Annotated in this window: 12 protein-coding genes; 4 read left to right on the top strand and 8 right to left on the bottom strand. The window is 42.3% G+C overall.

Features of this window, described 5'->3' with window-relative positions:
• Positions 1 to 92: 92 nt before the first annotated feature.
• The 3 genes from LOZ91_RS01395 to LOZ91_RS01405 all read right to left on the bottom strand — a co-directional run bounded on the left by LOZ91_RS01395 (position 93) and on the right by LOZ91_RS01405 (position 2,563).
• Positions 93 to 995, bottom strand: a complete 903-nt coding sequence (locus tag LOZ91_RS01395) for a WYL domain-containing protein (protein ID WP_244782539.1) — start codon at positions 993 to 995, stop codon at positions 93 to 95.
• 154 nt (positions 996 to 1,149) lie between these two features.
• Positions 1,150 to 1,353, bottom strand: coding sequence for a hypothetical protein (locus LOZ91_RS01400; RefSeq protein WP_005096298.1), 204 nt, complete (start codon positions 1,351 to 1,353; stop codon positions 1,150 to 1,152).
• Between the two features lie 217 nt (positions 1,354 to 1,570).
• Positions 1,571 to 2,563, bottom strand: coding sequence for an NAD(P)H-quinone oxidoreductase (locus LOZ91_RS01405; RefSeq protein ID WP_244782540.1), 993 nt, complete (start codon positions 2,561 to 2,563; stop codon positions 1,571 to 1,573).
• Positions 2,564 to 2,690: 127 nt separating this feature from the next.
• Between LOZ91_RS01405 and LOZ91_RS01410 the strand changes: the two genes are divergently transcribed.
• Positions 2,691 to 3,035: a thioredoxin family protein gene (locus tag LOZ91_RS01410; RefSeq protein ID WP_005171940.1), complete on the top strand. Its 345-nt coding sequence runs from the start codon at positions 2,691 to 2,693 to the stop codon at positions 3,033 to 3,035.
• 76 nt (positions 3,036 to 3,111) lie between these two features.
• Here LOZ91_RS01410 and LOZ91_RS01415 read toward each other — a convergent pair whose 3' ends face one another.
• The 3 genes from LOZ91_RS01415 to cysD all read right to left on the bottom strand — a co-directional run bounded on the left by LOZ91_RS01415 (position 3,112) and on the right by cysD (position 6,197).
• Positions 3,112 to 3,381: a hypothetical protein gene (locus tag LOZ91_RS01415; RefSeq protein WP_005171942.1), complete on the bottom strand. Its 270-nt coding sequence runs from the start codon at positions 3,379 to 3,381 to the stop codon at positions 3,112 to 3,114.
• Between the two features lie 146 nt (positions 3,382 to 3,527).
• A complete protein-coding gene (gene cysN, locus LOZ91_RS01420; protein ID WP_244782541.1) occupies positions 3,528 to 5,144 on the bottom strand; it encodes a sulfate adenylyltransferase subunit CysN in 1,617 nt (538 codons plus the stop codon).
• Positions 5,145 to 5,282: 138 nt separating this feature from the next.
• Entirely contained in the window at positions 5,283 to 6,197 is a 915-nt protein-coding gene (gene cysD, locus LOZ91_RS01425; protein WP_005096294.1) for a sulfate adenylyltransferase subunit CysD, read from the bottom strand.
• Between the two features lie 311 nt (positions 6,198 to 6,508).
• Here cysD and LOZ91_RS01430 point away from each other — a divergent pair, with 311 nt between their 5' ends.
• From LOZ91_RS01430 to LOZ91_RS01440, 3 genes are all read left to right on the top strand, one after another.
• Complete coding sequence (locus LOZ91_RS01430) at positions 6,509 to 7,051, top strand: hypothetical protein (protein WP_100357254.1); 543 nt, start codon at positions 6,509 to 6,511, stop codon at positions 7,049 to 7,051.
• 308 nt (positions 7,052 to 7,359) lie between these two features.
• A complete protein-coding gene (locus tag LOZ91_RS01435) occupies positions 7,360 to 7,995 on the top strand; it encodes a YqiJ family protein (RefSeq protein WP_005096292.1) in 636 nt (211 codons plus the stop codon).
• A 37-nt stretch (positions 7,996 to 8,032) separates the two neighbouring features.
• Positions 8,033 to 9,739 carry a flotillin family protein gene (locus LOZ91_RS01440; RefSeq protein ID WP_005096291.1) on the top strand — a complete coding sequence of 569 codons (1,707 nt, stop codon included), beginning with the start codon at positions 8,033 to 8,035 and terminating at the stop codon, positions 9,737 to 9,739.
• A gap of 64 nt (positions 9,740 to 9,803) precedes the next feature.
• On the opposite strand, the gene sucD is transcribed toward LOZ91_RS01440, so the two are convergent.
• Together sucD and sucC are read right to left on the bottom strand one after the other, a co-directional pair.
• A complete protein-coding gene (gene sucD / locus LOZ91_RS01445; protein WP_244782542.1) occupies positions 9,804 to 10,694 on the bottom strand; it encodes a succinate--CoA ligase subunit alpha in 891 nt (296 codons plus the stop codon).
• A gap of 12 nt (positions 10,695 to 10,706) precedes the next feature.
• Positions 10,707 to 11,873 (bottom strand): ADP-forming succinate--CoA ligase subunit beta, encoded by a 1,167-nt coding sequence (gene sucC, locus LOZ91_RS01450; protein WP_005096289.1) that lies wholly within the window; start codon positions 11,871 to 11,873, stop codon positions 10,707 to 10,709.
• Positions 11,874 to 11,926 lie beyond the last annotated feature (53 nt).

Genomic DNA, 11,926 nt, shown 5'->3' on the forward strand with positions numbered 1-11,926 from the left:
AAAATCTCCAGCATTAAGCTGGTTTTTTTATGTCTGAAATTTAGAAAATAAGTCAAACTATCAATCAAGCCATCTTATACAGACGTGCGATTTTATCCCGCAGAACGTAAATAACGTTCTAAATCTTGCTCCAGTTTCTGCTGAAAATGTACAGGCTCAGTAATCTTGATGTGGGGCATCCAGTAACGCACCAAAGGTAAAAGCTGCATTTCATGGCGAATCTGACAACTGATTAACAACTCTCCCGATGCTGACTCTTGCTCAATCTGTTGTTCCGGAAATAAACGACGCTCTTTAAAAAACATGGCGACTTCTGGCTGAATTTTTACCCAGACTTGTTGTTTCTGCTGCCCAAACCAGATCCCTTCTTCATCCTCCAGAATTTTTAATATTTCAGCCTCATGTTCAAAGGGCTTCAGATCAAGCAACAATTCAACTTGCTGAATCTGACTGAGACGGTAGGTGCCTAGTTTTCCCTGATCTATACCCGCCAGATACCAAATGCCATGATGATGGATTAAACGATAAGGCTGGATATTTCTGGATTCTTCACGATAACGTAAATGAATATAATAACGCTTATGAATAGCAGCGGCTAAAGTTTTAAAATGCTCAGCAAACTGTTTGGTGTCTTCAAAATGATAGCCTTTTGCAGAAAACACCAGATTGGCACGATCATCTAACAATTCACGTAAAAACGACATATCCAACGCCGGATAAAGCTCACTGATCCCGGAAAGTTGAGCAAAGTTTTGAATATCTTGTAGCTTAAACCGTCCCAAATAAGAGGGTTCCAGATAATATCTTTTTTGTTCATCCTGAAGTAAAGGCAAGTAAGAGCTTAGCCGATCGAAATCACGCTCTATGGTGCGGGTGCTGACCTGGAATTCTGCAGCCAATTCGGTAGCCCGGAGTTGATATCCGACGTTTAATTTGGTCAAAATTCTGGCTAAACGCTCTGCAAGACGCTCATGTGTTGAAGCTGGGCGCTTCATAAATCCCCACTTAATACACTGTTATGTACTTACTTATAGCTAAATATTTGATTAATTATACTCAATTTCAATAAGTGAGTAATATTAGGACAAAGTCTAAGACATTTCTCTATATAAATTCCTCGTTATCTATTGACTATAAAAATATCACTGCTTATTTAGATTTTCTGGATCGCTTTTGACCTGAATGACTATTTTGGGTGGTTAATCTTTCCACATAGCGCTCTAGATGCAGCATCGCACCATATAATTCATGTAGTTTTGCCCAAGTGATTGTCCCGCGTATAATCATTTTATGAATACGCCCTAACGCTTTTGAACCATGTTTAGGACTATAAGGTGCTGAAATAATTTTCATATATTTTTCCATCTCATATTCATGTGAATGTTGAATCTTTTAGTCGGAATTATCTATCAGTGCAATTTACCTATCATTCTTGACAGGTTGTGTCGCATAGTTGTTGTTTTTTAACTTTTATTCAAAATTCTATACATTTTTTTGTTGTTAAATTTTTATTTAAAACCAAAAAAATACCAGTGAAATCACTGGTATTTTTTGACTCGATCACATTCGATCAAATTACTTCAACCACCACTTTACCGACATGTTCCCCAGTATCCATGGCTGCATGTGCATCTTGGATTTGATCAAACTTGAAAGTTTTATAAATCATAGGCAGACATTCACCTTTCGCCCATAACGGTGCCACTTGTTCTTTGAGACCTTGTGCAATTTCAGCTTTTTCAGCCGTAGTACGTGCACGCATGGTCGAACCCGTAATGGTCAGACGTTTCATCATGATAGGACCTAAATTAACCTCTTTGGCTTTACGACCGCCCAAAAAGGCGATATACACCAGACGTCCATCACGACGCAGCAAACTCAGGTTCTGCTCTAAATATGGCCCACCCACCATATCCAGAATGACATCGACCCCGCCATTGTCAGTTGCTTCATTAATCACTTGCTCAAAGTCTTGCGTTTTATAGTTAATCGCATAAGTTAACTCTGAAATAGCTGCAACCTTGTCATCCGTACCGACAGTCGCAAAGCTTTTGATTCCGAGTGCTCTACATAACATTAAAGCAGTAGTGCCAATGCCGCTGCTCCCGCCATGAATCAGCACGGTTTCGCCTGCTTTGGCCTGCCCCATCTGGAACACATTGGCCCACACGGTAAAAAAGGTTTCAGGAATGGCTGCCGCCTGTGTAAAGCTTACACCTTCCGGAATATTCAAGGTCTGGCTTTCTGGTACGACACAATATTCTGCATAACCACCACCATTGGTCAAGCCACAGACTTTATCACCAACTTTAAACTGGCTTACCTCAGCACCGACTGCAATCACTTCACCCGCGACTTCAAGACCCGGGACTGGTGTTATGCCTTTTGGCATTGGATACAAACCTTGACGTTGCAAAATATCTGGACGGTTAATTCCGAAAGCATGGACTTTCACCAGAACTTCATCTGCTTTGGCTTCGGGGATTGCAACCGTTTCATAAGCCAATTTATCGATATCGCCCGGTTCTGTAATAATGACCTGTTGCATGCTTGCTTGTGACATATATTTCCCTGCTTATTGAATATTCAAGATACTTGGCTTTATTTGAACATAGTTAAGCTGAGGAATGAAGCCAAGTCGGACTTATGTATAATCAAGTCACTATTCAAAAAATTGATAGGAGATGGATATGAGCGAGATCATTGAGTATAACGAGAATAATTACAGTAATTTTGAATGGTTCGAAGGTTTTGCAGTCATTCGCTTTTATGCCGAATGGTGTAAGCCTTGTATTCAGAATTTTCCGGTCTTTAATGAACTGGCAGCGCAATATGCTGAAAGCAAGCCCGAAATCAAATTTGGCAAAGTAAATATCGACCAATCTCCAGTATTAACCTTGCGCTATCATGTTTATGGTCTACCTTCTACGCTTATTTTTAAAAATGGCACAATCATTAAAAGGATTGCTGGCGCAAAAAGTCTAACGGAGATAAAGACGATTCTATCTCAATCCCTAACTGATTTTTCTGAATAATTGAAGCATACATATCTGAAGATAAACTGTAGAGAAAATTTCGTTTTTACCCCTCGGTAAAATCCGGACTTGGTAATTAACCACGGCTTTTATACTCTTTGACCATCCGATCACTGACATCTTCCGGATAACACAAAGGTGCATGCCCACCCGCCCGATTATATGCACTACGTTTACCACAGCGACTGCCATTACTGGCCGTATTGTAAGGACATGGACAATTCCCCGGATAACGATCAATCGACTGCTGGATAATTTTTTGCTTAATTGCATCTGTACTGGTCGCCTGTTTAGCGTCCACCCCAAAAGCCAAACACAACCCGATTAAAATAAATATTTTTTTCATAAACACCCCTCAATATTTGTATTATATCGAGAAGAAATTTAAGTGAAAGTTCAACATTCACACGGCTGCACATTATTTACATACTTAAAAGCATCCAAATAAAAAACCCGCTTTACAGCGGGTTTCTTTTTTAAATCGACTCAGTCTTATAATCGAACCAATTCAACAATCTTATCAGCAAGCTCTTCGACTGCTTCCACAATTAAAGTGGTGTCTGTACCTTCAGCAGTATCGGTAATCACCACCACACCTGTTTCACGAAGCAATGCAACTTGTGCAGCATCAAGACCCGCTCTGGCAATTGCCACGATGCCTTGCTGAATCAGTAAACTTTCAAGTACCTGAGCATTTTCCAAAGCTTTTGCCGAGACAGTCAGCGCAGCAGGTTTTTGACCCAAACGCGCAGCACGCACTTCAGCAGTCACAGGCTCATCATGTGCAGACCATTCAACTGATTCTTCCACCATACCTGCACCAATCGTCACGTTATTTAAACGATCAATAAAGATAAATGAACCGGTATAACGGCTGTCTTGATAACGATCAAAGACCACGGGCGCATCAAATTCAACAGTCACATTGGCAATCGCATTCAGCTCAAGATTTTCGACCTGAACTTTCTCCAGTGTGTTGACGTTGGTACGGTAATGAATCGCTGTCACTTTTGCAGGAACAGTCTGTGTACCAATCTTAATGTTGTACAGCTTGCCAATCACCAGCGCTTGATCCGCCATCCACACCACAGTCGCTTGAACTGAACGAGAAATATTTGGAACCGCTTGATCAGCACGAATTAACACGTTACCACGTGAAATATCAATTTCATCGTTGAGCGTTAAAGTCACAGCTTGACCTGCAACAGCACGTTCAAGGTTGCCATCAAAAGTAACGATTTCTTTTACTGTTGATGATTTACCTGATGGTAAAGCCGTTACGGTATCGCCAACGTTGATATCACCAAGTGCGATCGTGCCGCAGAAACCACGGAAATCGAGGTTTGGACGGTTGACATATTGCACTGGGAAACGAAAATCTGCTTTTGCCGAAGTACGGTTAATTTCTACCGACTCAAGCGTACCCATTAACGTTTCACCGGTGTACCACGGCGTATTGGCGGACTTGTTCACCACGTTATCGCCATTCAATGCAGAAATTGGCGTAAAGATGATGTTCGATGGTTTGCGATCGCCCAACTGCGCAACGAATGCTGCATATTCTGCCCGAATTTCATTGAAGCGGGCTTCAGAGAAGTCCACCAGGTCCATCTTGTTGATCGCAACAACAATATTTTTAATACCAAGTAAGCTTGCAATAAAGGTATGACGACGGGTTTGAGTTTGCACACCATAACGCGCATCAATCAAGATAATCGCAAGGTCGCAGGTCGATGCACCTGTTGCCATGTTACGGGTGTACTGCTCATGTCCCGGAGTATCGGCAATGATGAACTTACGCTTTTCAGTCGAGAAATAACGATAGGCGACATCAATGGTAATGCCCTGCTCACGTTCTGCCTGCAGACCATCTACCAGAAGTGCCAAGTCAGGTGCATCGCCTGTGGTACCGACTTTTTTCGAGTCACGGGTGACGGCTTGCAATTGATCTTCATAAATCAATTTTGAATCGTAAAGCAGTCGACCAATTAGAGTCGATTTACCATCATCTACGTTACCGCAAGTCAGGAAACGCAACAGGTCTTTATTTTCATGTTGTTTCAAATAGCCCAAAATATCTTGGCTAATCAGTTCTGATTGATGAGACATTGCCCAAAGCTCCACATATTCTTTAGAAATCGGTTTTGAATCCCTCTAAGTCTCCCTTTATAAAAGGGAGACTTCCTCCACTTTTAAGCCCCTCTTTCTCAAAGAGGGGTTTGGGGAGATTTTTAGGGGGAGATTAAATTAGAAGTAGCCTTCCTGCTTCTTCTTCTCCATCGAGCCTGCTTCATCATGGTCAATCATACGACCCTGACGCTCAGAGCTGGTTGCCAAGAGCATTTCTTGGATAATTTCCGGCAAGGTATCTGCAGTTGATTCAACTGCACCTGTTAATGGATAACAACCTAAAGTACGGAAACGTACCGATTTCATTTGTGGAACTTCACCTTCTTTTAAAGGCATACGTTCGTCATCAACCATAATAAGTGTACCGCTACGCTCAACCACAGGACGTTCTGCAGCCAGGTAAAGTGGCACAAGTGGAATACTTTCCAAATAGATGTATTGCCAGATATCCAACTCGGTCCAGTTTGATAACGGGAATACACGAATACTTTCACCTTGATTCACTTTACCGTTGTAAAGGTTCCAAAGTTCAGGGCGTTGGTTTTTGGGATCCCAACGATGTTTATCATCACGGAATGAATAGACACGCTCTTTGGCACGAGATTTTTCTTCATCACGGCGCGCACCACCAAAAGCAGCATCAAACTTGTATTTATTTAAGGCTTGTTTTAAACCTTGGGTCTTCATGATGTCAGTATATTTTGAACTACCATGATCGAAAGGATTGATGCCTGCCTCGACTCCTTCTTTGTTTTGATGCACGATCAAATCAAAACCATGTTTTTTTGCCATGTTGTCACGGAAAGCAATCATGTCTTTAAATTTCCAACCCGTGTCTACATGCAGTAGCGGGAATGGAAGTTTGGCTGGATAAAACGCTTTCAGTGCAAGATGCAGCATGACTGCTGAATCTTTACCAATGGAATAAAGCATGACTGGATTTTCAAATTCAGCTGCTACTTCACGGATAATATGAATACTCTCAGCTTCAAGCTGTTTGAGATGAGTAAGTCTTTCCTCATTTAACGACATGGACAACACCAGCTTAGAAAAACGTGTACTTATGACACTTTTGAAAATTTATATTCATTATAGTGATTTACTTATCTTAGCCATTGCTTGTTTTATGATATTGATATATCAAAAGCTCATATAAAAATTCACTAATAACAAATATCAGTTTTTATGAATCAATAATGAACGTCACCACATCTGACTATTTTTGCTGTATTAATTTTTAAAATCACCCATAAAAGTATAGATAAATAATCTAAAGTAGTGGTTTCCAAGATGCTGAAAAATTAATAGAGTAGGCTAAATTCTCCCTTTGATATATTTTGCTTATGGCTTATAGCGCTTTTGATCTCTCCACTCTAAAAACTCGCCTGGAACAAGCAGAGCTTGCAGGTTACATTTATCAGCATCAGCAACACATTTTAGTCTTACAAGAACCTTTCAGTGAAGACGGCAAGCCTTTAAATATCTATTTGCAACATGAATTGACTGCCGACCAGATCGGATTACAGTTTGGTCTGCGTTTGCAAGAAGGTCATTGGGAATTCTTATTGGGTGTGACGTATAGCAACCAGAATGCAGCTTATGAAATCGGTGCGGGTAATCTTAAAGGTGATCAAAAAGCCTTTAACTTACTCTATGCATTTTACAATTACCCTAAAGCATTCTATCTGGTGGCATTGCCTTTAACCAGCAATAGCCAGATGCTGGAGCAGACTTTGGAACAGCAACTTTTCAGTCAGCCAGATTTAAAGTTTCTGGATACTGCGATCAAGGTGAACCCGATGGGTGAACAGATCACATGGATAAAAAACTATATTCTGCAACAGACTCTGGATATGAAAGTCCGGATTCAGACTGCCTTACTCTAAGTCTTTAAGAAAGAAATATAGAGATACTAAGGCACAGTATTTCTATATTTCTCAGAAAAACCAATCCACACAACCTTAAAATTCACACAACATATTGAAAATAATTAATTTTTTAGCAGATCCTAAATAAACTTATAGTTTACTATTAACTTTAATAGTTCAATAATTATTAAATACATAATATATTCAATCCTTGTTTATAAGGTTTTTTGTTATTTTTTTGCATACAAAATTAATAATTACTGCTATCGTTATAGCATCAGAGGCTTCCTTACACTTTTCCTAAAACATAATTATAGAGATAAAAAATGTGGGAACTGTTTACTCATCCGTCAAATATCGTATTTAGTATCAGCCTGAGTCTGATGCTGATGTTTGCTGCACTGGAATGCATATTACTGCTGCTCGGTGGCGGCTCGCAGAATATGTTAGAACAGTTTTTGCCTGAAGACCCCCTGCAACCAGAAATTAATCCAGATCAACATCCCGGCTTTTTCACCAAAGTATTTGACTGGTTATATCTGGGACGTCTGCCTTTATTTATCTGGCTCATCATTTTTCTGACCAGTTATGGCCTGAGTGGCTTATTGATTCAGGGAATATTTGAACGCCTGACCAGCCAGCTCTTCAATGTATGGCTAATTTCCCCAGCCTGTCTGTTTCTGTGTATGCCGATAGTGCGCTGGCTTGCCATGGCTGCCAGCAAGCTTATGCCTCAAGATGAAACTTCTGCCATTTATAGTGACGAGCTTATTGGGCGTACCGCAATCATTATTCTGGGTGATGCCAAAGTCAACTCTCCTGCACAAGCCAAAGTCCGGGATCAGCATGGCCAGACCCATTATGTTTTAGTCGAACCAGAAACCAATCAAATTTTAAATCAAGGTCAGAATGTCGTACTGACCCATAAAACCAAAAATGGCTTTCAAGCCACTGCACTCTAATTTTATTCAGCCAGAACCAAACTGAGACTTTATAACAATGTTAACTTTTGATTTATATAATATTTTAATTATTTCTGGAATTATTTTTGCAGCACTGGTGACCTTCGGTCTCATCATTGCGCGTCTATACCGCCGGTCCAGTAAAGAAATCTCCTTTGTGCGTACCGGTTGGGGTGGTGAAAAAGTGATTTTGGGCGGAGGCGCAATCGTGCTCCCAGTCTTGCATGAAATTATTCAAGTCAATATGAACACTCTGCGTCTTGAAGTGCGCCGTGCAGATGATCAGGCACTGATTACCCGTGACCGTATGCGCGTGGACGTCATGGCCGAATTCTATGTGCGGGTCAAACCTACTGCTGATTCAATTGCAACAGCCGCACAAACGCTCGGGCAAAAGACCATGTCACCGAATGAATTAAAAAATCTGGTCGAAGGCAAATTTGTCGATTCACTGCGTGCAGTAGCAGCAGAAATGGCCATGGAAGAACTGCATGAAAAACGGGTCGACTTTGTACAAAAAGTACAGCAAGTGGTTTCAGAAGATTTGCATAAAAATGGTCTGGAACTGGAAACCGTTTCCCTGACTGGCCTGGATCAAACTGGATTTAAATATTTCAATCCACAAAATGCCTTTGATGCTGAAGGCCTGACCAAGCTCACTGAAACCATTGAAGATCGTCGTCGCAAGCGAAATCATATCGAGCAGGATACCGACCTGGCGATCAAAACTAAAAATCTGGAAGCAGAACAGGCGCGCCTGCAAATCATTCGTGAAGAAGAATATGCCAAGCTGCAACAGGAACGCGAAATTGCCATTCGCCGTGCCGAGCAACTGGCTGAAATTTCTGCTCAGGAAGCCGGTAAAAAACGTGAAGCAGAAGAAGCACAAATTGCTGCTGAACGAGAAGTCGACCTCAAGCGTATTTTAGCGGCCCGTGATGTCGAAAATGAAAATATTCAAAAGGCCCAGCTGATTCAAAAAGCACAGGTCGAGCAAAAGAAAACCATTGAACTGGCTGAACAGGATCGCGCCATTGCTATTGCGGAAAAATCACGTGCTGAATCTGAAGCCAAAGCGCAAGCCGATCAGGCACGTGCTCAAGCGGTAAAAGCGGAAGAAGAAGTCATCACTGTACGCCAAATCCAGCAGGCAGAGCGTCAAAAAGCGGTTGAGCTGGTCGCAGCCAAAGAACACGCAGAAAAAGATGCAATTGCGATTACGGTTGCCGCTGAAGCCGGAAAACAAGCCGCAGCAGATGATGCCGAAGCAGTACGTATTGCTGCTGAAGCTGAAGCCGAAAAGGTTCGTCTTAAGGCCAAAGGTGAAGCGGACGCAAAAATTCTACTGGCTCAGGCGATGGAAAAACAGTATCAGGTCGATGCAGAAGGTACCCGTGCAGTCAACGAAGCCAATAATGTGCTGTCACCTGAACAGGTCGAAATGCAGATTCGCCTAGCCATGTTGAAATACTTGCCTGAAATTATCCGGGAAAGTGTTAAACCGATGGAAAATATTGATGACATCAAGATTCTTCAGGTCAATGGCCTGCATGGCAGTCATGCCGGTTCCTGTCAGACAGATGCACATCATGAAAATGGCAATGTTGCCCTGTCAGATCAGGTGGTAAATAGCGCCCTGCGTTATCGCAGCCAAGCACCCTTAATTGACAGCCTAATGAATGAACTTGGTATTCAGGGTGGTGATATTAATGGTATGACCCAGAGTCTGAAGGCTAAAACTTAAAAATAGAATGAGATATAAAAAAGCTCCCAACTGGGAGCTTTTTAGTGCATGTTTAATCTATAAATCAAACCAAACCTTTATCTTTCAATACTTGCAACATGGTTGAACCAAGTTCCGCAGGACTGCGGGTATATGCCATACCCGCACGCTCAAAGGCAGCAAATTTTTCTTCAGCAGTTCCTTTACCACCTGAAATAATTGCACCCGCATGCCCCATACGCTTGCCTTTAGGTGCGGTAACACCTGCAATATAACCGACCACAGGCTTGGTGACATGAGCCTGAATATATTCCGCTGCCTCTTCTTCTGCGGTACCACCAATTTCACCAATCATAATAATGGCTTCAGTCTGAGGATCGTCTTGGAACAGTTTCAAGCAGTCAATCTGGTTCATGCCCGGAATCGGATCTCCCCCGATCCCGATACAGGTCGACTGACCCAGTCCAAGCTTGGTGGTCTGCGCTACGGCTTCATAGGTCAAAGTCCCTGAGCGCGAGATAATTCCAATTTTACCCGGCTGATGAATATGACCGGGCATGATCCCGATCTTACATTCACCCGGCGTAATAATGCCCGGACAGTTTGGCCCGATTAAACGCGTGCCATTACCATTGGTTTCCAGATAACGCTTGGCTTTAAGCATGTCGATGGTCGGTACACCTTCAGTGATCACCACAATTAACTCAATGCCCGAATCAACCGCTTCAACAATAGAATCCAGCACAAATGGTGCAGGAACATAAATCACCGAAGCATCTGCGCCAGTTTCTTTCACCGCTTCGCGCATGGTATTGAATACTGGTAATTCCAGATGGGTTTGACCACCCTTACCCGGTGTTACACCACCGACAACTTTGGTGCCGTAAGCCAAAGCCTGCTCAGTATGAAATGTGCCGTTTTTTCCTGTAAAGCCCTGTACCAATACTTTGGTGTCTTTATTCACTAATACGCTCATGATTGATACTCCTTAAGCTTTTACAGCAGCAACGATTTTTTCTGCAGCGTCAGCAAGACCATTTGCAGAAATCAATTTCAAACCTGATTCATCCAGTAATTTTGCACCCAGTTCCGCATTGTTGCCTTCGAGGCGAACAACCACAGGAACGGTCACATTTACTTCCTGAACCGCCGCAATAATTGCTTCTGCAATCATGTCACAACGTACAATTCCACCAAAAATATTAATCAACACACCCTGCACAGAGTGATCTGCCAGAATAATTTTAAAAGCTTCAATCACGCGCTCTTTGGTCGCACCACCACCGACATCGAGGAAGTTGGCAGGTTGACCACCATAAAGCTTGATAATATCCATGGTTGCCATCGCAAGACCGGCACCATTCACCATACAGCCAATGTTCCCTTCCAATGCCACATAGTTCAGATCAAATTCAGATGCTTTGAGTTCACGTTCATTTTCCTGAGACTTATCACGTAGCGCAGCCACTTCAGGCAAACGGTACAGTGCATTCGAATCAATCCCGATTTTGGCATCCACACACAGAATATCGCCATTTTCACGTACCGACAGCGGATTGATTTCAAAAAGTGCAAAATCATTGTCTACAAATGCCTGATAAGCAGCAGTCATGACTTTAACAAATTGATTAATTTGGCCATCTTTGAGTTTTAGGGCAAAAGCCACTTCGCGAGCCTGAAATGGCATGAGCCCCACTAAAGGATCAACTTCAACTTTAATAATTTTTTCAGGGGTTTCTTCGGCCACTTTCTCAATTTCAACACCGCCTTCAGTCGATGCCATAAAAGTAATGCGGCGGGTTGAACGATCGACCACCGCACCCAAATAAAGTTCGCGCTCAACAGGATAAACATCCTCAGATACTAAAATGCTATTTACCGGCTGACCATTGGCATCGGTCTGATAAGTTACCAGGTTTGAACCGATGATCTGGTTGGCATATTCAGCAGCCTCGGTAGCCGATTTAACGACTTTTACACCACCGGCCTTCCCACGACCACCTGCATGCACCTGAGCTTTCAGTACTGCGAACTTTCCACCTAACTGCTCAAAAGCATGTACCGTTTCATCGGCATTGGTGGCAAGTATCCCTTCCTGTACCGGCATACCATATTTTTTTAATAGCGCTTTTGCTTGATACTCATGTAAATTCATTCAATAACCTTTTATTACTTCTTTGCCTTGTTATAAACCCACCAGTACCCAGA

The organism is Acinetobacter sp. F-1, from assembly GCF_022869025.1.
GTDB lineage: Bacteria > Pseudomonadota > Gammaproteobacteria > Pseudomonadales > Moraxellaceae > Acinetobacter > Acinetobacter pseudolwoffii.